The organism is Ruegeria sp. YTSB088, from assembly GCF_059609825.1.
In genome coordinates this window covers 362,480-383,853 of record NZ_JBXWMM010000003.1, presented here as the reverse complement: position 1 = coordinate 383,853, position 21,374 = coordinate 362,480, and the positions used below count along the sequence as shown (strand labels likewise).

Sequence of the window (21,374 nt, the reverse complement as noted above, 5' to 3'; positions counted from 1 at the left end):
CTTGAGGGATAAATTGAATTGCTGCAACCGGTTTCTTTAGCTGAGCGGAGCACCTGGGCAGTTCAGGCCGCGCTCGGTCATGGAGCGCACTTCCTGTATTTCCCCCTCGGCGAAAGAGGCAAGTCGCACCATCAGCCGGCCTTCGTGCAAAAATGGCCACCAGCAGACCGGAATGCCGTCCGGGTCATTGTCGTATAGAAAGCATATCTGACCGTTAGGCGTTGTGATCTGCCCGTAGACACAGCCCTGCCCCTCTTCGCGCCAGACAGAGACACTTCGGTTCAGGAACTGTTCTGTTCCGACCAGACCGCCGCTGCGAATTTCGTAGAACGTGAGGGTTTTGCCGACAGCCGCATCCAGAAACGCCTCGGGCGTAATTATGGTCTGGGCCGAGACCGCGCCGGGCAGCAAGGCCGCGCCCAGTGCACACCCGCGCAGGTGCCTACCAATTGTCACGGAACCACCGTACGGCGCGCTTGAACGGGCGCGCGGCGTAGGTGTCGACCGGGATTTCAAAATCCCACCATTCGTCCTGAGGATGGGCCGCAAACAGACTGAGGCCGACAGCGGACGAGAACCCGGGTCCGGTGGCTGACTGCGGCAGGCCATGCACGCGCAAGGGGCGGCCGAGGCGCACGCGCTGGCCCAGAATGCGGGTGGCAAGCCCGTCCAGCCCCATGATCTGGCTGCCACCGCCGGTCAGCACGATCTGCTGGCTTGGCATGTGTTCAAACCCGGCGGCGTCCAGCCGTACACGAACCTCTTCAAGAATTTCCTCGACACGCGGGCGCATGATACCGATCAGCTCGGCACGGCTGACGGTGCGGCGGTCGTGTTCCCAGTCACCGGTGTCACCACCGATATCAATCATATCCCTGTCGTCGGCCCCGGTGGCATGAACGCCACCATTGAATGTCTTTATCCGTTCCGCCACGGCGGCAGGCACACCCAGACCCATCGAGATATCGGCCGTCACGTGATCGCCGCCCATGCGCACGCAATCGGCATAAATCATGTGCTTCTTCATGAAGATCGATACGCTCGTGGTGCCGCCACCCATGTCGATACAGGCCGCGCCCAGTTCCTGCTCGTCTTCAACCAGCGCCGAGATGCCCGAGACATAGGCCGAGTTGGCAATACCTGCGAGTTCAAGATCGCAGCGCTTGATACAGCGCACGATGTTCTGGATCGCTGTCGAATCCACGGTCAGCATATGCATGTCGACTGCAAGGCTCTGGCCCATCTGCCCGCGCGGGTCGATCAGGCCCGAGCGGTTGTCGAGTGCGAAATTCACCGGTTGAGCGTGCAGCACTTCGCGCCCGTCGCCATAATCCGGCACGTCGCAGGCGTTCAGAACGCGACCCACTTCGGCCTCGGTCACGATCTGACCGTCCAGGTCGACTTGTGCATCCAACCCGTAAGAGCGCGGGTTCGCGCCCGAGAAACATGCGATCACATGGTCGACGCGGATATCGGCCATCTTCTGTGCGGCCTGAAGCGCGGTTCGGATGGCACGTTCGGTTTCCTGCATGGCGGTAACTTCGCCGAACTGGACACCCCGCGACCGGGTGGTCGCGGCGCCGATGACGCGAAAGCCCGTCTGACCCGCCATGGAGCCGATGGTGTTGTCCTCGCTCAGCCGACCAGTTCCGTCAAAGCGCAGCACTAGGCAGGCGATTTTCGAACTGCCCACATCCAGAATCGCAATCACACCGCGTTGCAAAGCCTGCCGCCGCATCTGACGCATGGCGCGTTGGGACTGATAAAGATCGGTCATCATGGTCGTTACTGCCCGTTACTCACTGTCACTTTTGTGTTCCACCAGTCGTCGCTGGCGGCTTTGGTCATTCGGATGGTTGGACGCTGCCCGAGGCGCATGTCGACCACGGCCACGTCACGTTCCAGAAGGTCCTGCACCTCGTTCACGGCAAGCACGCGTTCCAGCGCGCGCACCGGACGTTCGGTCGGCAGCATGATGCGCTGACCACGGTCCAGCACCAGATCCCAGCGCCGCTCTCCCACGCGCACCAAACCGCGCACGCGATTGCCCAGGCTGCGCGAGGTCTGAAGAAGCTCCAGCGCTTCACCCACATGATCGCTGGCGCCCGCCCCCGCGATCAGCGGCAGATCAGCGTGGTCCTTGCGAGAAGTGGCTTCCTTGACATGCGCGCCTGTCTCATCGAGAAGCTCGAGCCCGTCATGCGTTCGCCAGACAATTACTGGCTGACGCTCGACGACATTGACTTGCAGGATGCCTCCGGGGCGGATTCTGACGGTTGCGGATTTTACTGGGTCCAGCCCGGTGATCGTGTCGCGGATCTGTTCCACATCCAGATCCCAGGAACTGATCGGGAAATCCAGCGGCACGATTTCGCGGATGTCCTCGGACAGGCCGGTTCCCGCCCCATCGATGGCCATCAGGTTGACCATGAATTCGGGGCGCTCCTGAATCGAAGTGCGCACATCGGCGATATAAGCGGCAAGTGCGTCGCGACGGTCCTGCGAGGCAAAGAAGATGCCGACAGTTGCAGCAATGGCGCAGATCGGCAGGCCGACCTTGACACCAAGGCGAATGCCAGGTGTCAGCATCCAGCGCTGGAGCCGGTAGCTGAGGCGCGACGGCGCCGGGTCGCTGCGACGGGCCGCGCGGGAAAACACCCGCGCGCCACGCAGACGCAGAAGCGGTTGACCATCGCGCTGTTCAGTGTCGGCCGATGCAAAATCCGCATCCGGGCCTGCAACGGGTTTGGTTCGATGGATTTCCAACGCGCGTCTGGCGGTCAGCGGTCGCATGAGGCGTCCTCCACCATCCAGGCGCAAAGCTGGCCGAATGTCATGTCCAGATGGGCGGCCTGTTCCGGGGCCAGAGATGTCGGCGTCATGCCGGGCTGGGTGTTGGTCTCAAGCAGGAACAGCCCATCGGAGCCCATGCTGTCATCCCAGCGAAAATCGGTGCGGCTGACGCCCCTGCACCCCAAGACAACATGCGCGCGCAGGGCGTAATCCATGCAGCGATCAAAGATGTCCGGTGGCACATCGGCAGGCAGAACGTGCCATGATCCGCCCGGTTTGTACTTGGCATCATAGTCATACCAACCACCATCGGTCATGATCTCGGTCACGGTCAGGGCGCGGTCGCCCATCACCGTTACGGTCAGTTCACGCCCCGCAACATATTTCTCGACCATGATCTGATCGGGCATGTCTTCGGACAGCTGAGGCGGGCCATTGGCATTTTCGTGGACGATGTAAATCCCAACGCTGGAACCTTCGTTGTTTGGCTTGGCCACATAGGGCGGCTCCATCACGTGGGCTTCGATCACCTCAAGCCTTGGAACGATCACACTTGGAACGACAGGCAGACCTTCGGCCTGATAGACGTCCTTGCTGCGTTGCTTGTCCATTGCCAGGGCCGAGGCCAACACGCCGGAATGCGTGTAGGGAATGCGCATCCATTCCAGCAGGCCCTGCACACAACCATCTTCGCCCCAGCGGCCGTGCAGGGCATTGAAAACCACATCTGGCTTGATGTTCGCAATGCGCGCGCAGAGGTCGGGACCTGCGTCCAGTTCGACCACCTCAAAGCCTTCTCCCACAAGGGCGGCTGCGCATTCGCGCCCAGAGCTGAGAGACACCTCGCGTTCCGCCGAGGGGCCACCCATCAATACCGCCACCTTGGGGTTTGTCCTGCTCGACATACCCAACGTGCGCCTCAATGTCCCCGGACCTTATATGGTGGTCCGTACTGCGTTTATGCCTTTGATCCGTCGCCTGAATTTGCCTGTTTTGGTCTGACGGTCCGGGCTTTATTCTTTCAGCGGATCTCCGACCCGCATGATTTCCCACTCTAGCGTGATGCCGCTTGTTTCGTAAACCTTTTTTCGCACCTCTTCGCCAAGGCCTTCGAGGTCGGCAGCGGTGGCCGAGCCGGTATTGATCAGGAAATTCGAGTGTTTCGGGCTCATCTGCGCACCGCCAAGCGTCGCGCCGCGCATGCCCGCGTCATCGATCACCTTCCACGCCTTGAGATCATGCACATCATCCGCCTGCCCGGTCGAGGAAAACCCGGCCGGATTGCGAAAGGTCGACCCCGCGCTGCGATCCTTGGTGGGCTGGGTTTCGTCGCGTTTTTTCAACTGCGCCTCCATACGGGTATGGAGATCTTCGGGATTGCCTGAAGGGGCCTCGAACACAGCCGAAATCAGCACTGCACCTTCCGGCAGGTCCGTCTGGCGATAGCGAAAATTCAAGTCTTCGGGTGTTAGGTCCACAAGGTCCCCTTGCCGGGTGACAATGATGGCCTTACGCAACACATCCGCCGTGTAACTGCCATAACACCCTGCATTCATGCGCACCGCACCGCCGACGGATCCCGGAATGGTGCGCAGAAAGGTCAGGTCGACACCGGCGTCCGCCGCCTTGCGCGCCACATGCGCATCCAGCGCCGCAGCCCCTGCCGTAACCGTATTGCCGTCAACCGAGATCGTATTGAACCCGCGCCCCAACCGGACCACAACGGCCCGCAGACCCCCATCCCGAACAATCAGGTTCGAACCGACACCGATCGGAAAGATCGGGGTTTCTGCGGGCAGTTCCCGCAGGAACGCTTGCAGGTCTTCGACATCGGCAGGCTGGAACAGGTAATCAGCCGGACCGCCAACACGAAGCCACGTGAGGTCAGAGAGAGGACGCGCCCGAGACAGGCGACCTTTGGGAGCAGGAAGCGTTGTCATATGTCTGCGCGCACCGCCAGGCTGCGTCCGCCCACACCCCCCATGATCGTGGCGAACAGAAAGGGAAGTACGCCGGCGGTCAGCCAGACCAGAGGGCCGAAGGCCTGTTCTTCTTCACCAGTGCCAATTCCGGCCAGCACGACCATCAACGCCAAGCCGACGGCCGAGGCCAGACCGATCAGCCATAACAAGCCGCGCAGGCCCAGCCAGCGGCCCGCGGTGAAACCGGCGGCGGCACCAAGCAGAAAAGACAGAATTGGCAGATAGGCAAATGTAGCGACCGACGCCATGGCGGACCTCCTGAAACTGGCCGGTTATTCGTCAGCCGCCTTCATGCCCTGCATTTTCGTCTTTGTCCAACGGGTCAGATAAATGACGGGCCAGCGCAGCACGGACATCCCCATGGCCAGCACCAGCAAGCCGATCCACGGGCCGTTTTGATAGGTGACATACCCCAGAATCGGAATGCCCACGGCGATCAGGATATAGGCGCGCGTCCAGTGGTTGTCTTTGCTGGGGATCATTGCCAGCAGATTCGCGGAAACGCCCCACAGACCGGCAAGGGCGATGGACAAGTTCACTCCATGACCTCCCCTCGCACCCATTTCCGCCAATAGAACCGGATGGGGTTGCGGAACATCGAAACGAAACCGCCAAAGGCAAAAACGGACCAGAACCAACCGTGGTCATAACCCAGCCAGACGATCAGAACCGGAGCACAGATCAGCAGGGTCACGCCCGGCGGGAACTGCAGGCGCATCGGCAAGAACGCCACGATCGTGGCACAGATCACCCAGAGGGCGGCAAGGATCATCGAATAGTCCACTTGTCCCCTCCGAGGATATGCGACAGTTGCGGGCAGGTTACCACACTTTCAGGTTGTGTGCCAAACAGAAGGGACGTCAAACAGCTTGTTTTCGTTGCAATCTCTCGGGCAGAGCATTGGCCCAGGCGCTGATCGTGCCGGCCCCGAGACAGACCACCATATCGCCAGGACGGGCCTGTTCCAGCACAAGTCGTTCAAGATCGTTTTCGTCCAGCAGCGCGCGGGCGTGACGGTGACCGTGACGGATCAGGCCCTGTACCAGATCATCACGCGATGCGCCTTCGATCGGGTCTTCGCCGGCGGCAAAAATGTCGGCAATGGCCACGACATCGGCGTCGTTGAAACAGGTGCAGAAATCGTCGAACAGGTTGGACAGGCGCGAATAGCGATGCGGTTGGTGCACGGCGATCACGCGGCCTTCGGTCGCCTGACGCGCGGCTTTCAGAACAGCCGCAATTTCGACCGGGTGGTGGCCGTAGTCGTCGATGATGGTGACGCCGTCGACTTCTCCGACCTTGGTGAAGCGACGGTTGACGCCGCCAAAATTGGCCAGCGCTTCGCGGATTTCCGAGGCTTTCATGCCCAGATGGCGGGCAACGGCCACGGCGGACAGCGCGTTCGAGACATTATGGTCTCCGGGCATCGGCAGGGTGCAGCCTTCGATCACCTTGTCTTCGTATTGCAGATGGATATCAAAATGCGCAACGCCGACTTTGTAGGTCAGGTTCTCGGCCCGCACGTCGGCCTGCGCGTTGAAGCCATAAGTGCGCACTCGACGGTCGGTGACACGCCCGACAAGCGCCTGCACCTCGGCGTGATCCGTGCAACAGACGGCCAGGCCATAGAAAGGCAGGTTCGATACGAATTCATGGAAGCCGTCGCGCAATTTGTCGAAATCGCCCCAATGCTCCATATGCTCGGGGTCGATATTGGTGACGATGGCGATGGTCGCGGGCAGGCGGTTGAACGAGCCGTCGGATTCATCCGCTTCGACGACCATCCATTCGCCCTGTCCCATACGGGCATTCGAGCCATAGGCATGGATGATGCCGCCATTGATCACAGTCGGGTCGAAATCCCCCGCCACCATCAGTTCGGCCATCATGGTGGTCGTGGTCGTCTTGCCATGAGTCCCCGCGATGGCAATATTCGAGCGCAAGCGCATCAGTTCGGCCAACATGTCAGCCCTGCGGACAACAGGCAGGCCCTGCGCCCGGGCTTCGTCCAGTTCCGGATTGCCCGGTTTGATCGCGGTCGAAACAACTACAACCGCAGCATTTTCAAGGTTCTCAGCACGTTGACCGACAAAGATCTCGGCCCCCAGACTTGCCAGCCGGTCGGTGATCTTCGATGCCTTGAGGTCCGAGCCTTGCACCCGGTAACCCAGATTGAGCAGCACCTCGGCGATACCTGACATCCCGATCCCGCCGATTCCCACAAAGTGAATCGGCCCCACGTCCTGCGGAAGTTTGGTTGCTGGGTTCATGTGGTCTCCTTCTGCGCCAATTGCTCGACGAGGGCAGCCAGACGCTCGGTGGCGTCGGGTGCCCCGACAGACAAGGCGGCGTGGGCCATTTTCTGTGCGGCTTCAGGGTTCGTGAGAACCGTGGTGATTTGCTGTGTCAACGCAGGAACGTCAAGTGCCTTTTCCGGGATCATGATGGCCCCGCCCGCCTGTACCAACCCACGTGCGTTGGCCGTCTGATGATCTCCGGCGGCTGCGGCAAAGGGGATCAGGATCGACGGGCGCCCGATGACCGAGATATCGGCAACGCTGGACGCGCCCGAACGTGAGATCACCAGCTGGGCATCCGACATGCGACGGGGGACATCATCGAAGAAGGGCTGCACATCGGCGCGAATGCCGTGGTCGTTGTAGAAGGCTGTGACGCGCTCGCCGTCCTCGTCCCGCGCCTGATGCGAGACGCGGATGTGATTGCGGATGTCTTCGGGCAGTTCGGCGATGGCTCCGGGCACAACATCGCTGAGGATGCGGGCGCCTTGCGACCCGCCCATGACAAGGACCGACATCGGGTAATCACCGGGCGGAATGTAACCGGCTGCGGCGCGGTCCAGAACGGCAGCCCGGACCGGGTTGCCAGTGTGGATGCCATGTGCGCCTTCGGGCAGGTCCGTGGGCCAGACGCCGCAGGCCACCTGCGCGACGCGGGTGGCGAACAACTGGTTCACACGCCCCAACACTCCGTTCTGTTCGTGGATCATGCGGGGGATTTTAAGCATGGTCGCTGCGCTCTGCGCCGGGATCGAAGGATACCCGCCGAAGCCCACAACAACATCGGGCTTGTCCCGCATCATCTGGAACACCGTGCTGGCGATGCCGCCCGCGATCTTGGGACCGGCCATAGCCTTGGCCACCAGGCCGCCACGCGCGAAAGTGGCTGAGGACGCCTCGACAATCTCGGTCGAATGCGGGAAACCTCCAGTATAGCGGGCGCCGCGCGGGTCGGTAGACAGGCGCACTCGCCAGCCCTTGTTCAGCATCGCCTCGGCCAGCGCCTGAGCGGGGAACATGTGCCCCCCAGTCCCACCAGCCGCAATCAACAGATATGGAGTCCCCATTATCCTCGTCCGCGTAGAATATCGCCAAGTTCGCCCTGTGGGCGGTTTCGGGTAAAGGCCAGCAGCATGCCGACCGCAATACCGCCTGCAATCAGCGATGAGCCGCCATAGCTGACAAAAGGCAGCGTCATACCCTTCGCGGGCAGCAGACGTACCGCAACACCCATGTTGATCATCGCCTGCACGCCGAACATGCACGCCAGACCGGTGCCCGCCAGACGGATGAACATGTCGCGTTCCCGCATCAGGCGTAGCAGCGAGCGTACCACGATCAACGAATAAAGCGCGATGATGATGAGCACCAGGATCAGGCCGTATTCCTCGGCCGCGACGGCAATGATGAAATCGGTATGCGCGTCCGGAAGAGACCATTTCACCTGCCCCTCACCCACCCCGACACCGAACAAACCACCTTCACGAATGGCGTTGGTGGCATAGCCCAACTGCGTGGTCGGATCGACCTCTTGATTCAGGAAGCCATCGATACGACGGGCAAAATGTTCAGAATTAGAATAGGCAAACATACCACCCAGGACAACAAACCCGGCCATTCCGACCAGCAGCAGCATCGGCGCCCCGGCGACAAAGTACATCACCCCCCAGCCGAACAGGATCAGGCAGGCCTGGCCGAAATCAGGCTGCATCACCAGCATGCCGACTATCGCCATGCAAAGGGCAAACGACCAGATCCGCCCCGGCGGGCCGTTTATCTCTTGTGAGGCAGCCAGCAGCCATGCAGCGACGACGATGAAGCCGGGTTTAAGAAACTCGGACGGCTGAAGCGAGGCAAACCCCAGCGAGTACCAGCGCACCGCGCCCTTGCCAAAATCAGTTCCGAACACGGGTAGGAAAACCAGCGCCACGAATGCCCCCAGGAAGCCCAGCACTGCCAGCCGCCGCACCAGCGTCGGCGACATCATCGAGGTCAGCAGCATCGCAATCAGCGCCAATCCGCCGAAGATGGCCTGACGTTCGACATAATGGAACGGATCGAACCCGTTTCGCCCGGCCAGCGGTGGCGAAGAAGCCAGCCCCAGCAACAGACCGATGGCAAACAGGATCAGAACGCAGGACATCGTCCAGCGATCGATTGTACGCCACCATTTCGGTAGAATCGGTTCGCCGCGCTGGTCCTGGACCGCGCCATACACCATCTCAGTCATGAGATACCGCCACTCTCTGCCTCGTCAACGCCCCGTTTTCGGGGTCTGCTTGTGACATTACAGGGATTTTTGTTTTTGGGCTAGCAGAATGAAGCAATAAGGCAGAAATCAACCTGCCATGCCCAAGGTGTCCCCCTTCTGCATCTGGCTGACCTAGGAAATTGCAGTGTTAGCCGCGCCACTTGGTGGAGCGGCGTGTGATTAAACCTACAAGGCGTTGCTCATTGCGCTAACCTTTGATCGGATATCGGTCGGGCTCTTCAAACACATCGATGACACGAGACCCCGCCTTGATGATCCCTCCGTGCTCCACACCGCTTGGGATCGAGTAGCTGTCGCCGGGGCGGTACGTGCGGGTCTGGCCACCGATAGTGAGTTCAATTTCCCCCTCGACTACTGTCCCCCATTGGGCACCATGCGAATGCAGGGGAAGCTCCATGTCCTTGAGGAAAGTGAAGAAAGCGACCAGCCCTGCATCTGATCGAATGACGGCCGTTTGCACCACGTCTTCAGGAAAAGGCACATCCAGTTTTGGAAATGACGAAATAAATTCGGGAAACTGCATTGGAAATTCCTTTTGCCAGCTTGTTTTGTCAAAGCCTGTTTGCGTTAAAGCCGCAGCATGACAGCGCGCTGAACATCTGGCAATCGCCATGTCGGTCGACCTCAAATCTGGGAATGCGCGGGTAGTGCGTCTCATGCACTACTTCGGCATGAGGCCTTGCCATCCCGATTAATCCACGCCATGCGCAGCACATGACCTACGACACGATCATCCTTGGAGCCGGGGCTGCCGGCATGATGTGTGCGGCCCATTGCGGTGGGCGCGTGCTGGTGATTGATCACGCCAAGGCACCCGGCGAGAAAATCCGCATCTCGGGCGGTGGGCGCTGCAATTTCACCAACATCTATGCGGGGCCGGGCAATTTTCTGTCGCAGAACCCGCATTTCTGCAAATCCGCCCTTGCAAAATACACGCAGTGGGAATTCATCGATCTGGTCGGACGTCACAACATCGCCTGGCATGAAAAAACCCTGGGCCAGCTATTCTGCGATGGCTCTTCGAAACAGATCATCCGGATGTTGCTGGATGAATTAAGCGGTGCAGGAGCAGAGCTGTGGGTTCAAACCTCTCTGCGTGATCTGCGCAAGACCGAAAGCGGCTTTGCACTGGAGGTTGAACGTGAAGGACAGCGGCAGCACCTGACCTGCACCAATCTGGTGCTGGCAACGGGCGGAAAATCGATCCCCAAGATGGGCGCGACCGGGCTGGCCTATGACATTGCCGGGCAATTCGGTCTGCGCATGACTGAAACACGCGCTGCATTGGTGCCATTTACCTTCTCGGATGGGCGGTTCAGGGACCTGTCCGGCGTTTCCCTGCCCGTGCGACTGTCGAATGATCGAACCAGCTTTGACGAGGCGCTGCTGTTCACCCATCGCGGCCTCAGCGGACCGTCAGTTTTGCAATTGTCGTCATACTGGCGCGAAGGTGAGGCCATCCGGGTGAACCTGATCCCCGATCTGTCCCTGCTTGATCTGTTGCGCGCACAGCGGCAAAGCGCAGGTCGCAAGGCGCTGACCACTGAATTGGCGCGGCATCTGCCGGCCCGGCTGGTCGACTACCTGTGCCGGATCATTCCGATGTCCGGGAAGCTGGCGGATCAGTCAGACACGAAACTGGCCGAGCTGACCTCGGCCTTGTCTGCGTGGCAACTGGTGCCGTCGGGAACCGAAGGGTATCGCACCGCCGAAGTCACCTTGGGCGGGATCGACACGGATGACTTGTCCTCGAAAACGATGGAGGCCAGGGATGTCCCCGGCCTCTATGCGATTGGTGAAGCGGTGGATGTCACCGGGTGGTTGGGCGGTTACAATTTCCAGTGGGCATGGTCATCAGGCCATGCCGCAGGTATTGCAATTGCCGCCGAGCATTAGCCTACGACGTTATACCCGCGCCCACGCATGCAGTTGCGCACCACGACTTCTTTGTTCTGGTTTTTATTGATGACATCTGCGCCAGCGCCAACCAGGGCACCTGCCACAGCCGCGCGACCAAGATTGTCGCTGCTGTCCTGAACGATCCCAGTAACGGCCGCGGCACCCACTGCGCCAATTGCTGCGTTCCCTGCGGTAGAGCCATCAACGCTGCCCTGCGATGCCGCCAGTTGTTGGCATTGCTGCAGATCCACGTTGTAGTTCGGACCGACCGGGCCGTCCACGATAGGCTGATAGTTAGCACCCGTATTGGTGCAGGCCCCTGCAACAAGAATGGCAGGCAGGATCAGAGAAAGTCTACGAAATGGCATAGTCATAACCTCGTGTTGAGTCTGTAGGCAAGCAAAACCAATAGTGGTGCCGCGTCAAGCTGATAGCATCCAAGCTTGGCCCAGCCGGCGGTCTATTGCAAATGGCTATTCTGTCAGCCTGAGCCTGACCTGCGTTGCAAAATCCTCTCCGCGCTGTTCGAAGTTGTCATACTGGTCGAAACTGGCAGCAGCCGGTGCCAGTAGGACTGTCTCGCCAGGTCGGGCATCCGCCATGGCCTGCTCAACGGCTTCAGACATCGTCGTACAGACCTGCGTATCCGCCTCGAGCTGCATCGCAAAACCAGCCGCTTCGCGTCCGATCACATACGCCTTGATGACCTCGCCCGTCGCCGTGTTCAGGGCTGATATGCCGCCCTCTTTCTCAAGACCGCCGCAAATCCATCGGATCTTTTTGAACGCCATAAGCGCTTTCAGGGCGCTGTCGACATTGGTCGCCTTGGAGTCGTTGACATAGGTGACCCCATCCGCCTCGGCGATGATCTGGCTGCGATGCGGCAGACCCGGATAGGAATGCAGCGCGTCTTCGATCACGCGGGGAGCAAGGCCCAGCGACCGGCAGGCCGCGTAGGCCGCGCAAGCATTCTGGTGATTATGCGCACCAGGCAAACCCTTGATCGCGCGGAGGTCGATAGACCCCGCCTGCCGCCCCTTGCGGTATTCCGACAGGAACCCTTTGCGCGCAAAAACCTGCCAGCCCGGCCCGGTCAGTTTCCGCGCGACCGAGACACGGATCACCCGGTCATCCGCAGGGCCTTCGGCCAGTTGCCCCGCCAGAAACGCGCCTTCGGTTTCGTCGACACTGATGATCGCGCGGTCGGGGCCGCCTTCGGCAAAGAGACGCCGCTTGGCTGCGAAATAGCCACCCATACCACCATGTCGGTCCAGATGATCGGGCGACAGATTGGTGAATACCGCCACATCGGGGGTCAGCGAACGGGCCAGTTCCGTCTGATAGCTGCTCAGTTCAAGCACCACGACCGAACCGTCGCCGCCCGGATCGATATCCAGAACCCCGCGCCCGATATTGCCCGCCAACTGCACCTCGCGCCCGGCCTCGGTCAGAATGTGGTGGGTCAGAGCGGCGGTCGTCGATTTTCCATTCGATCCCGTCACCGCGATCACGCGCGGAGGCGTGTCGTAGTTGTTCCATTCTGGTCCGGCAAAGGAGCGGAAGAACAGGCCGATGTCATTGTCCACCGGCACGCCTGCATCCAGGGCTGCGGCCACCACAGGGTTCGGTTCGGGATAGAGATGCGGAATGCCCGGTGAGACGATCAGCGAGGCGATGTCTTCAAACGCTCCATGCTTGCGCAGGTCGGCGCAGGTGAAGCCTTCTTCCTCGGCGGTATCACGGGCCGCTGGGTTGTCATCCCAGCAGACCGGTTCTGCCCCGCCTGCGTGCAAGGCGCGGGCTGTAGTCAAGCCGGACCGGCCCAGCCCCAGAACCGCAACTTTCTGTCCTGAAAAGCCTTTGACCGGGATCAAACCTTCGTTCCTTTTTTGCTCCACAACAATACTAACAGAGCAGCAACGATCGTGTAGACAATCAGGATACCCCAAGAAATCGACAACGCGGCCCTGTATCCGTCAAAGAGTGTTACAATGGTAAAGGGCAACAAGATCAATGCGATTCCTAAGGCTATGGCTATTACCCGCAACTGCAGACCCCAACCCAACTTCTCAACAGCTTTGAAGCCTTGATCCTGAGAAATATATTTCAGCCCTCGAAGCGAAATCAGGAGTGCATTGCACAACAAACAATAAATGAACGGTAAAATCACCGCTATTGCCGAGAAAAAGGCTAACCACCTCTTCGCGTTACTCTCCGTTGCAAACAACTCAGCCACGTACCAAACACCCCACGCCAGAACCAATGCGGCAACAAGTGATCGAATTGAATTGGCAACCCATTCAATGTGTGGTCGTAGGTATTCAAGAAAATTGATCACTTCACCGCACCTTCAGCGTCGCCAGACCGATCATCGCCAGAATCAGCGAGATGATCCAGAAGCGGATCACGATGGTCGGTTCGGCCCAGCCTTTTTTCTCATAATGATGATGGATCGGGGCCATCAGGAAGACCCGCTTGCCGGTGCGTTTGAAGTAGAGGACCTGAATGATCACGCTCAGCGCCTCGACCACGAACAGGCCGCCGACCACGGCCAGAACCAGCTCGTGCTTGGTGGCCACGGCAATTGCGCCCAATGCGCCGCCCAGGGCCAGCGACCCGGTGTCGCCCATGAACACTGCCGCCGGGGGGGCGTTGTACCACAGGAACCCGAGCCCCGCTCCGAACAGCGCGGAGGTGAAGATGAAGATCTCACCGGTGCCCGGGACGTAATGCACGTCCAGATACTCGGTAAAGTCGACCCGGCCCACCGCATAGGCGATCACGCCCAGAGTCGAGGCCGCAATCATCGCCGGCATGATGGCCAGCCCGTCCAGACCGTCGGTCAGGTTCACCGCGTTGGCAGCCCCCACAATCACGACAATCGAAAACGGGATGTAAAAAACTCCCAGATTGAGCAGCGTATCCTTGAGCACCGGAACCGCCAGCTGGTTCTGTAAGGCTTCGGGATGGTGCAACGTGGCCCAAAGCGAGGCCAGCACGGCGATGATCACGCCCAAAGCCAGACGCATCCGGCCCGAAACCCCTTGCGTGTTCTGTTTTGAAACCTTTGCGTAGTCATCCGCGAAACCGATTGCCGCATATGACAAGGTCACAAAAAGAACCATCCAGACATACGGGTTGTCCAACCGCGCCCAGACAAGGGTTGACGTGACCAGAGCGCCGACAATCAGCAACCCGCCCATTGTCGGTGTGCCTGCCTTGGAAAAATGCCCTTCGGGGCCGTCGTCACGGATTGGCTGGCCCTTGCCCTGTTTCTTGCGCAGCACGTTGATCAGGGGTTTTCCGAAGATGAACCCAAAGATCAGCGCGGTCATGAAGGCACCGCCTGCGCGGAAGGTGATATACCGGAAGAGGTTCCAGAAATCCCCTCCGTCCGACAGAGCGGTCAACCAGTACAGCATGACAATACCTTTCTCACACGAGGCGCGCGGGCATGTTCACCCATCAAGCGCGCCCCCTTGCCCCATTTTGCGCAGACCGTCAACAATCACGGCCAATGCCATGCTGAGTGAACCCTTGGCGAGCACCGTGTCGCCATCCCGGATCAACGCAGGTAGATGTTCGGCCATTTCGGCGCTGGTTGCGAACCAGAGTCCACGTTTCTTTTCTGGCAGCGCGTAGTACATCGACTGCATCAACGGCCCGATGCAATGGACCTGATCTACATGCTCCATCGCCTTGATACCTGCCATGGCGGCATGCATGGCCTCTTCCTGGGCGCCCAGTTCCTTCATGTCACCCAAAAACGCAATGCGGCGGATACCGCCAGAGGCGGCCAATACATCCAGAGCAGCCTCCATCGAGGTCGGGTTTGCGTTATAGCTGTCATCCAAAAGTTCGATCCGCCCACCTCCTGACAATGGCAAGCTTTCGCGTACCCCGCGCCCCTTGACGGGCGACCACGCATTCAGGCCCGCGATGGCCTGATCCAGATCGACCCCCAATTCGACGCAGGCCGCCAGTGCGCCAAGAGCGTTCATGGCGAAATGCGTACCGGCAGAGTTCACCTCAAACCGGATCACGTGATCACCAACCTTTGCTTCGGCATTCACTGCGTCGGCTTCTGCCCGAGCATCGGTTAGCCGGTAGTCCGCTGCGTTCCGGCCAAAATCGACAACCCCTGCCCCCTGCTCCACCGCTGTTTGGCGCAAGATGTCCGCGTGGTCGATATCTGCGTTGACGATTGCAGCCCCGTCGGGTTCGAGCCCTTCGAAGATCGCCGCTTTTTCTTGCGCAATGTCGGCCACCGACTCGAAGGCTTCCAGATGCACCGCCGCCACGGTCGTAACCAGCGCCACATGCGGGCGGGCCTGTTTGGCGAGAGGGGCAATTTCACCCGGATGATTCATGCCGATCTCGATCACCGCAAACTCGGTGTCATGCGGCATCCGCGCAAGGGTCAGTGGCACGCCCCAGTGGTTGTTGTAACTGGCGACGCTGGCGTGGGTTTTCCCTTGCGTTTCCAAGATTGTCGCCAGCATTTCCTTGGTCGACGTTTTACCCACACTGCCCGTCACGCCGACCACGCGCGCACCAGTTCGTGCCCGTGCCGCCTGCCCCAACGCTTCAAGACCTGCCTGCACGTCTTGGACGATCAGCAGGGGGGCTCCTACGGGTACATCGTCCGGAAAACGGGAAACCAGCGCGGCGCCTGCCCCTTTTTCCAACGCCTGAGCTACGAAATCATGCCCGTCCCGCGACGCTTTCAGCGCCACGAACAGATCGCCGGGCTGAAGGGTGCGGGTGTCGATGGAAACACCATTTGCCACCCAGTCGATCGTGGCCTGCCCACCGGTCGCTTCAACCGCATCAGATGCTGTCCAGAGCGTCATGCGACCCTCCCGTCCAGTGCTGCCACGGAAATGCTGGCCTGTTCCACATCGTCGAAGGGCAGAACCTGATCCCCCACGATCTGTCCGGATTCATGGCCCTTTCCGGCAATCAGCAGAGCGTCGCCCGGTTGCAACGCATCAATTCCACGCAATATGGCCTCGGCACGGTCGCCGACTTCGGTCACGCTGACTTTGCCGGCGGCCTCTGAAGCGCCTGCCATCACGGCCGCACGGATCACAGCCGGATCTTCGCTGCGCGGGTTGTCGTCGGTGACAAAGACCACATCAGCGTGGTTGGCTGCCGCCTTGCCCATCAACGGGCGCTTGGTGGCGTCGCGATCCCCGCCCGCGCCAACAATGGCAATCAGACGGCCCATCACATGCGGGCGCAGCGCCTTGAGTGCTGTGGCGACAGCGTCAGGCGTGTGGGCATAGTCCACGAACACCGTCGCGCCATTGTCACGCGTGGCGGCTAGTTGCATCCGCCCGCGAACCGTTGTCAGGTGGGGCAGAGTTTCAAAAACGCGTTCGGGGCCGTCCCCGGCTGCGATGACCAGCCCACAGGCCAGCAGAATGTTTTCGGCCTGAAATCCTCCGATCAGATTCAGGCGGGTCTGGAACGCACGACCCTGCCACGCAAAGCGCAGGTCTTGCCCCGTCGCGTCGAACCGTTGGTTGATCAGGCACAGATCGGCATCGCCCAGCCCGACCGTGAGCACCGACTGACCACGCGCCTCGGCAATCCGCCTGATCTGAGCCCCTTTAGGGTCGCTCAGGTTGACGACAGCTGTTCCATCCTGCGGCAAAACCCGGTCGAACAGACCGGCCTTTGCGTTGAAATAGGCCTCGAAGGTTTCGTGGTAATCCAGATGATCCTGCGTGAAGTTCGAGAAACCGGCGGCGGTCAGGTGAACGCCATCAAGACGGCGCTGTTCAAGGCCGTGGGACGACGCCTCCATTGCGGCATGGGTCACGCCGTTTTCAGCCGCCTCGGCCAGACAGCGGTGCAAGGTGATCGGCTCGGGCGTGGTATGGGCCAGCGGCGCTGTCCAGGCGCCCTCGACCCCGGTGGTGCCGAGGTTGATGGCGGCATGGCCAAGCTCGGTCCAGATCTGCCGGACAAAGGTGGAAACAGACGTTTTACCGTTCGTCCCCGTGACGGCCACGATGGTTTGCGGCTGCGCCCCGAACCACAGCGCCGCGGCACCGGCCAGCGCCTGACGCGGGTCTTCCACCACGACCAGCGCGGCGTCTGAGGCTGCCAGCTCGGCCTCGGCGATCTCTGCCCCTCTGGCATCGGTCAGGATCGCAGTGGCCCCCATGCGCAGGGCAAACTGGATGAACTCTCCGCCATGAACGCGGGAACCGGGCAGCGCGGCAAACAGAAAACCGTCTTTCACCTCGCGGCTGTCAACGGCCAGACCAGTGATATCTGGGTTTGCGCCCTCTCTTGCGGTCAGGGCCAGCTGGCTGAGTTTCTTCGTCCTTGTGCCCATGACCCACCTCTTGCCGGACAGCCTAGTTTGAGGTCAGCGTTATAGCAGCGCCCGCCTCAGGCTCAAGCCGGGGACGTAGCCCCAACAACGGTGCGACGCGACCGATGAGTTCGGCGGCAACAGGCACCGCAGTCCAACCGGCCGTGCGACGCTTTTCACCGTAGGCCACGATCGAAGGCTCGTCCAACGTGACGATCAGAACGTATTGCGGGTCGTAGGCCGGGAAGATCGTCGCAAAGGTGGCAATGACCTTGTCGTCGTAATACCCGCCGCGCGGTTTGGGCTTGTCGGCCGTACCGGTTTTGCCCGCCACGTCATAGCCCTTGACCTCGGCGAAACTGGCGGTGCCGTCCGTTACCACCTTGCGCAGCATTTTCTGCGCCTGACGCGCGGTGTCCTGTGACATGACACGAGGCCCGTATTGCGAGCCGTTCTGGCGCAGGATTGTCGGACTTACGTAATGCCCGCCATTGGCAATCGCCGCATATCCGGCGGCCAGATGCATCGGACTGGTCGACAGGCCATGGCCATAGGAAATTGTCACGGTGCTGAGCTCGCCCCATTTCTTCGGCTTCAGCGGCACGCCGCCCTTGGCCTCGACAATCTCGAAAGGGGTCGGATCGAACATGCCAAGCGCGTCCAGAAACTCCTGCTGCCGTTTGGCCCCGATTTGCAAAGCCAAACGCCCCGTGCCACGGTTCGAGCTGTGGACGATCACATCCGCCACGCTGATCTTGCCGTAGTTCTTACCGTTGAATTCGCCGATGGGAAAGCGGCCGATCTTCATCGGCCCGGACGTATCGATGATGGTGTTCGAATTCACCAATCCAAGTTCAACGGCCTGCGCGGCGGTGAAAATCTTGAAAACGGACCCCAGTTCGTACACGCCTTGCACATAACGGTTGAACAGCGGGCTGTCCGAGGGGTCAAAGCCCGAGGTCGGCGGGCGCGGACGGTCATTCGGATCAAAAGAAGGTAGCGAAGCAGCTGAAATGACCTCGCCCGTATGCGCGTTCATCAGAACGGCCGAGGCCCCCTTGGCATTCATGATCTTCATGCCGCCATAGAGAACCTGTTCAACTGCGGCCTGAATGGTCAGGTCCAGCGACAGTTGCAGAGGCTTGTTGCCATTGGCCGGATCGCGCAGATAGTCGTCGAACTGCTTTTCCACACCGGCCACGCCGATCACTTCGGCGGCGCTGACGCCTTCACGCCCAAAACCGGACCCGCCCAGGATATGAGCGGCCAGCCGCCCGTTGGGGTAAAGCCGCATTTCTCGCGGGCCGAACAGGATGCCCGGATCGCCGATGTCATGCACGGCCTGCTTCTGCTCGGGCGAAATGCGTTTCTTGATCCACAGGAATTTGCGATTGCTGGTGAAGTCCTTGATCAGCCGCTCTTTGTCCAGATCAGGAAAGATCGCGACCAGCTGGTCCGCGGCCGCCCCGGGGTCGATCATCAGAGGGGGCTGCGCGTAGACGGAATAAGTGTCCAGATTGGTGGCCAGTATGCGCCCTTCGCGATCGGCGATGTTGGCGCGCTGCATGGCAATCGCCGCCCCCGGCGCGCTGGCCAGAGGCTCTTGTGCTTCTGAGGTTGCCAACATGCCCATGCGGACACCAACGACTGAAAAAGCGCAGAAGAAGAATAGACCAAGCACCAGCAAACGCCCTTCGGCGCGGGCGCGGGCGCGATCTTTCATCTCTTCGTGACGCTTGCGGATGTTCTCACGTTCGATTGCCTTGGGGTTTTCGCCCCGGGCGCGGGCATCAAGGATTCGGGCCAGGGGGCGCAAAGGGGTGCGTGTCATGGAATCTGCACCTCGCCCAAAGCCTGAATATCGGTGATGGCCTGCAATTCAATCGGATCAACCACGGGCAGGTCCGGGTCTTCGGCATAGGCGATCTGATCCGCACGTCCGAACTGTTCGGCCCGCAAAGGCAGCAGGCCAAGGCGCTCAAAGTTCAGGTCGGCCAGTTCGCGCAGCCTGTCCGGGCGGTTCAGATAGGCCCATTCCGCGTCCAGAACGGCCAGCCGCACCTGTGCCATTCCGATCTCGCGCTGCAAAGACTGCGTTTCCTTTACCACTTGTTGGGTTCGGTAGTTTTCCTGATAGGCCCACAAGGCAAGGCCGAATACGGACAGAGCAGTCAACACATACAAAACACTCTTCATCTTGCCCTTCCCCCCAGTTGCGGCATCCCGATGGCCCGCGATTCGATTTCCCCCGCCGGAGCCTCTGTTCGTATTGCCACGCGCAGTTTGGCTGACCGTGCACGCGGGTTTTCCCGCAATTCCTGTTCGTCAGGACCCACCGCCTTGCGGGTTTTCAACGTGAATTGGGGCTGTTCCTGTTCAATTTCCGGCGCATAGCGGTTCGCACGCCCCGTCTTGCCTGCGCGGGACTGAAAGAACCGTTTCACCATCCGGTCTTCGATGGAGTGGAATGTGACAACAGCCAGTTGCCCGCCAGGCTTCAATGCGCGCTCAGCGGCCATCAACCCCTGAAACAGTTCTTCATATTCTGCATTCACGGCGATCCGCAGCCCTTGAAAGCTGCGCGTGGCCGGGTGGGATTGCCCCGGTTTCGGACGTGGCAGGCAGGATTCGATGATCTCGGCCAGACGCAGGGTCGTGGTGATCGGCTCTTCCGCGCGCGCTTTGACAATCGCCTTGGCAATCCGGCGGCTGGCTCGTTCTTCACCATAGTGGAACAGGATGTCGGCCAGCTGCGCCTCGGTTGCGGTGCTGACCAGATCGGCGGCACTTTCGCCCTCCTGGCTCATGCGCATGTCCAAGGGGCCATCCTTCATGAAGGAAAACCCACGGTCGGCCTGATCCAACTGCATTGAGGAAACGCCAAGGTCCAGCACAATGCCATCCAGATTCTGCGCATATTCGTCCAAACGAGAAAACACACCGGGCTGCATCACCAGCCGGTCGCCATAGGCGCCCGCCCATTCTGACGCCATATCAAAAGCCAGCGGATCACGATCAACGCCGATGACCTTGTCTGCCCCGGCCTCCAGCAATCCGCGGGTGTACCCGCCTGCGCCGAAGGTGCCGTCCAGCCAGACGCCGGACACAGGTGCGACCGCGGCCAGCAGGGGGCGCAACAGAACGGGAACGTGAGGTTTGTCGGAGGAGATCTCAGCGCCGGCCATGCCGTTACGCATCCTCGGTGCCATCAAGGAACTGCATAGGATCGAAGTCCTCTGGCAGATCGTTAATCCATTCTTCGGTTTTGGCCAGCTCCTCGACTTCGTAGGTCTCGGGCTTCCAGATCTGAAATGTATCACCGGCGGCGATAAAGAACGCCTCACCTTCAAGGCCGATCTTGTTGCGCAGCTTGGCAGGCAACACCAGACGCCCGGTTTCATCCACATTAGTCGGAAAGGACTGACCATGGAACATGCGCTGCAACATTCGGCGCTGCATTGACCCGCGCGGCAAGGCATCAATCTTGGCATCAACCTCGTCAATGGCCTGCATGGTATAGCATTCAAGGAATTTGCGGCGATGATCGCCGTAGACGATCACAAGCTCTGGATTGTCTCCGGGCTGCCAGTTGGGATCGGACGCTTCAATCACACGGCGAAACGAGGCCGGGATCGAGACCCTGCCCTTCGTGTCCACCTTATGGTGGCTTTCACCTCTAAACCTGCGCGCCAAGACGACTGTCCCTTTCGCTTGCGCCCCACTTGAAATTCACGTTCCCCCGGATGAAAAACGGCGGGTTGATCTGCTGCCACTGATCAACCCGCCGCATTGACCCGCTTCGC

Annotated in this window: 23 protein-coding genes; 1 reads left to right on the top strand and 22 read right to left on the bottom strand. The window is 60.3% G+C overall.

The window, feature by feature from the left end:
- Positions 1–36: 36 nt before the first annotated feature.
- The 12 genes from AC2FFA_RS07410 to AC2FFA_RS07355 form a co-directional block, all read right to left on the bottom strand.
- Positions 37–456, bottom strand: coding sequence for a hypothetical protein (locus AC2FFA_RS07410; protein ID WP_299894739.1), 420 nt, complete (start codon positions 454–456; stop codon positions 37–39).
- A complete protein-coding gene (ftsA, locus tag AC2FFA_RS07405; RefSeq protein ID WP_117872621.1) occupies positions 443–1,777 on the bottom strand; it encodes a cell division protein FtsA in 1,335 nt (444 codons plus the stop codon). The genes AC2FFA_RS07410 and ftsA overlap by 14 nt, the downstream gene beginning before the upstream one ends.
- 8 nt (positions 1,778–1,785) lie before the next feature.
- Complete coding sequence (locus tag AC2FFA_RS07400) at positions 1,786–2,793, bottom strand: cell division protein FtsQ/DivIB (RefSeq protein ID WP_496850846.1); 1,008 nt, start codon at positions 2,791–2,793, stop codon at positions 1,786–1,788.
- Positions 2,781–3,704 (bottom strand): D-alanine--D-alanine ligase, encoded by a 924-nt coding sequence (locus tag AC2FFA_RS07395; protein ID WP_496850884.1) that lies wholly within the window; start codon positions 3,702–3,704, stop codon positions 2,781–2,783. Before AC2FFA_RS07395 ends, AC2FFA_RS07400 begins: the two co-directional genes overlap by 13 nt.
- 102 nt (positions 3,705–3,806) lie before the next feature.
- On the bottom strand, positions 3,807–4,733 hold the full coding sequence (gene murB, locus AC2FFA_RS07390) for a UDP-N-acetylmuramate dehydrogenase (RefSeq protein ID WP_117868337.1): 927 nt from the start codon (positions 4,731–4,733) through the stop codon (positions 3,807–3,809).
- On the bottom strand, positions 4,730–5,023 hold the full coding sequence (locus tag AC2FFA_RS07385) for a hypothetical protein (protein WP_496850843.1): 294 nt from the start codon (positions 5,021–5,023) through the stop codon (positions 4,730–4,732). Before AC2FFA_RS07385 ends, murB begins: the two co-directional genes overlap by 4 nt.
- A 24-nt stretch (positions 5,024–5,047) precedes the next feature.
- Positions 5,048–5,314, bottom strand: a complete 267-nt coding sequence (locus AC2FFA_RS07380) for a DUF2484 family protein (RefSeq protein ID WP_496850841.1) — start codon at positions 5,312–5,314, stop codon at positions 5,048–5,050.
- Positions 5,311–5,559: a DUF2484 family protein gene (locus AC2FFA_RS07375; RefSeq protein WP_205511894.1), complete on the bottom strand. Its 249-nt coding sequence runs from the start codon at positions 5,557–5,559 to the stop codon at positions 5,311–5,313. Before AC2FFA_RS07375 ends, AC2FFA_RS07380 begins: the two co-directional genes overlap by 4 nt.
- Before the next feature lie 76 nt (positions 5,560–5,635).
- Positions 5,636–7,045, bottom strand: a complete 1,410-nt coding sequence (murC, locus tag AC2FFA_RS07370; protein WP_496850839.1) for a UDP-N-acetylmuramate--L-alanine ligase — start codon at positions 7,043–7,045, stop codon at positions 5,636–5,638.
- Positions 7,042–8,139 carry a UDP-N-acetylglucosamine--N-acetylmuramyl-(pentapeptide) pyrophosphoryl-undecaprenol N-acetylglucosamine transferase gene (locus tag AC2FFA_RS07365; protein ID WP_496850837.1) on the bottom strand — a complete coding sequence of 366 codons (1,098 nt, stop codon included), beginning with the start codon at positions 8,137–8,139 and terminating at the stop codon, positions 7,042–7,044. Before AC2FFA_RS07365 ends, murC begins: the two co-directional genes overlap by 4 nt.
- Entirely contained in the window at positions 8,139–9,302 is a 1,164-nt protein-coding gene (gene ftsW, locus AC2FFA_RS07360; protein ID WP_117868332.1) for a putative lipid II flippase FtsW, read from the bottom strand. Before ftsW ends, AC2FFA_RS07365 begins: the two co-directional genes overlap by 1 nt.
- A 229-nt stretch (positions 9,303–9,531) precedes the next feature.
- Complete coding sequence (locus AC2FFA_RS07355; RefSeq protein ID WP_117872617.1) at positions 9,532–9,867, bottom strand: cupin domain-containing protein; 336 nt, start codon at positions 9,865–9,867, stop codon at positions 9,532–9,534.
- A 191-nt stretch (positions 9,868–10,058) separates the two neighbouring features.
- Here AC2FFA_RS07355 and AC2FFA_RS07350 point away from each other — a divergent pair, with 191 nt between their 5' ends.
- Positions 10,059–11,240: a BaiN/RdsA family NAD(P)/FAD-dependent oxidoreductase gene (locus AC2FFA_RS07350; RefSeq protein ID WP_496850835.1), complete on the top strand. Its 1,182-nt coding sequence runs from the start codon at positions 10,059–10,061 to the stop codon at positions 11,238–11,240.
- Here the strand turns inward: AC2FFA_RS07350 and AC2FFA_RS07345 are convergent.
- The 10 genes from AC2FFA_RS07345 to mraZ all read right to left on the bottom strand — a co-directional run bounded on the left by AC2FFA_RS07345 (position 11,237) and on the right by mraZ (position 21,264).
- Positions 11,237–11,611, bottom strand: coding sequence for a glycine zipper family protein (locus AC2FFA_RS07345; RefSeq protein ID WP_254683773.1), 375 nt, complete (start codon positions 11,609–11,611; stop codon positions 11,237–11,239). The two genes, AC2FFA_RS07350 and AC2FFA_RS07345, sit on opposite strands and share 4 nt — an antisense overlap.
- A gap of 105 nt (positions 11,612–11,716) precedes the next feature.
- Positions 11,717–13,117, bottom strand: coding sequence for a UDP-N-acetylmuramoyl-L-alanine--D-glutamate ligase (gene murD, locus AC2FFA_RS07340; protein ID WP_496850833.1), 1,401 nt, complete (start codon positions 13,115–13,117; stop codon positions 11,717–11,719).
- The gene (locus AC2FFA_RS07335) at positions 13,114–13,581 is read right to left on the bottom strand and encodes a hypothetical protein (protein WP_496850831.1); all 468 of its coding nucleotides are present in this window, start codon (positions 13,579–13,581) and stop codon (positions 13,114–13,116) included. The genes murD and AC2FFA_RS07335 overlap by 4 nt, the downstream gene beginning before the upstream one ends.
- Before the next feature lies 1 nt (position 13,582).
- Entirely contained in the window at positions 13,583–14,665 is a 1,083-nt protein-coding gene (gene mraY, locus AC2FFA_RS07330) for a phospho-N-acetylmuramoyl-pentapeptide-transferase (RefSeq protein WP_496850829.1), read from the bottom strand.
- 36 nt (positions 14,666–14,701) lie between these two features.
- Positions 14,702–16,096 (bottom strand): UDP-N-acetylmuramoyl-tripeptide--D-alanyl-D-alanine ligase, encoded by a 1,395-nt coding sequence (locus AC2FFA_RS07325; protein ID WP_496850827.1) that lies wholly within the window; start codon positions 16,094–16,096, stop codon positions 14,702–14,704.
- The gene (locus tag AC2FFA_RS07320; RefSeq protein WP_496850825.1) at positions 16,093–17,592 is read right to left on the bottom strand and encodes a UDP-N-acetylmuramoyl-L-alanyl-D-glutamate--2,6-diaminopimelate ligase; all 1,500 of its coding nucleotides are present in this window, start codon (positions 17,590–17,592) and stop codon (positions 16,093–16,095) included. Before AC2FFA_RS07320 ends, AC2FFA_RS07325 begins: the two co-directional genes overlap by 4 nt.
- A 22-nt stretch (positions 17,593–17,614) precedes the next feature.
- Positions 17,615–19,402 (bottom strand): peptidoglycan D,D-transpeptidase FtsI family protein, encoded by a 1,788-nt coding sequence (locus AC2FFA_RS07315; protein ID WP_496850823.1) that lies wholly within the window; start codon positions 19,400–19,402, stop codon positions 17,615–17,617.
- Positions 19,399–19,767, bottom strand: coding sequence for a cell division protein FtsL (gene ftsL, locus AC2FFA_RS07310; RefSeq protein ID WP_117868323.1), 369 nt, complete (start codon positions 19,765–19,767; stop codon positions 19,399–19,401). Before ftsL ends, AC2FFA_RS07315 begins: the two co-directional genes overlap by 4 nt.
- Positions 19,764–20,756, bottom strand: a complete 993-nt coding sequence (gene rsmH, locus AC2FFA_RS07305) for a 16S rRNA (cytosine(1402)-N(4))-methyltransferase RsmH (protein ID WP_496850821.1) — start codon at positions 20,754–20,756, stop codon at positions 19,764–19,766. Before rsmH ends, ftsL begins: the two co-directional genes overlap by 4 nt.
- A gap of 4 nt (positions 20,757–20,760) precedes the next feature.
- Positions 20,761–21,264, bottom strand: coding sequence for a division/cell wall cluster transcriptional repressor MraZ (gene mraZ / locus AC2FFA_RS07300; protein WP_496850819.1), 504 nt, complete (start codon positions 21,262–21,264; stop codon positions 20,761–20,763).
- Positions 21,265–21,374: the final 110 nt, after the last annotated feature.

What these genes read in the sequence shown, in the direction of transcription:
- AC2FFA_RS07315 (WP_496850823.1), bottom strand. Translation starts at nt 19,402, where the DNA reads ATGACACGCACCCCTTTGCGCCCCCTGGCCCGAATCCTTGATGCCCGC.
- murB (WP_117868337.1), bottom strand. Translation starts at nt 4,733, where the DNA reads ATGACAACGCTTCCTGCTCCCAAAGGTCGCCTGTCTCGGGCGCGTCCT.
- mraY (WP_496850829.1), bottom strand. Translation starts at nt 14,665, where the DNA reads ATGCTGTACTGGTTGACCGCTCTGTCGGACGGAGGGGATTTCTGGAAC.
- rsmH (WP_496850821.1), bottom strand. Translation starts at nt 20,756, where the DNA reads ATGGCCGGCGCTGAGATCTCCTCCGACAAACCTCACGTTCCCGTTCTG.
- AC2FFA_RS07320 (WP_496850825.1), bottom strand. Translation starts at nt 17,592, where the DNA reads ATGGGCACAAGGACGAAGAAACTCAGCCAGCTGGCCCTGACCGCAAGA.
- murC (WP_496850839.1), bottom strand. Translation starts at nt 7,045, where the DNA reads ATGAACCCAGCAACCAAACTTCCGCAGGACGTGGGGCCGATTCACTTT.
- AC2FFA_RS07400 (WP_496850846.1), bottom strand. Translation starts at nt 2,793, where the DNA reads ATGCGACCGCTGACCGCCAGACGCGCGTTGGAAATCCATCGAACCAAA.
- AC2FFA_RS07325 (WP_496850827.1), bottom strand. Translation starts at nt 16,096, where the DNA reads ATGACGCTCTGGACAGCATCTGATGCGGTTGAAGCGACCGGTGGGCAG.
- AC2FFA_RS07350 (WP_496850835.1), top strand. Translation starts at nt 10,059, where the DNA reads ATGACCTACGACACGATCATCCTTGGAGCCGGGGCTGCCGGCATGATG.
- ftsW (WP_117868332.1), bottom strand. Translation starts at nt 9,302, where the DNA reads ATGACTGAGATGGTGTATGGCGCGGTCCAGGACCAGCGCGGCGAACCG.
- ftsL (WP_117868323.1), bottom strand. Translation starts at nt 19,767, where the DNA reads ATGAAGAGTGTTTTGTATGTGTTGACTGCTCTGTCCGTATTCGGCCTT.
- AC2FFA_RS07345 (WP_254683773.1), bottom strand. Translation starts at nt 11,611, where the DNA reads ATGCCATTTCGTAGACTTTCTCTGATCCTGCCTGCCATTCTTGTTGCA.
- ftsA (WP_117872621.1), bottom strand. Translation starts at nt 1,777, where the DNA reads ATGACCGATCTTTATCAGTCCCAACGCGCCATGCGTCAGATGCGGCGG.
- AC2FFA_RS07365 (WP_496850837.1), bottom strand. Translation starts at nt 8,139, where the DNA reads ATGGGGACTCCATATCTGTTGATTGCGGCTGGTGGGACTGGGGGGCAC.
- AC2FFA_RS07385 (WP_496850843.1), bottom strand. Translation starts at nt 5,023, where the DNA reads ATGGCGTCGGTCGCTACATTTGCCTATCTGCCAATTCTGTCTTTTCTG.
- AC2FFA_RS07355 (WP_117872617.1), bottom strand. Translation starts at nt 9,867, where the DNA reads ATGCAGTTTCCCGAATTTATTTCGTCATTTCCAAAACTGGATGTGCCT.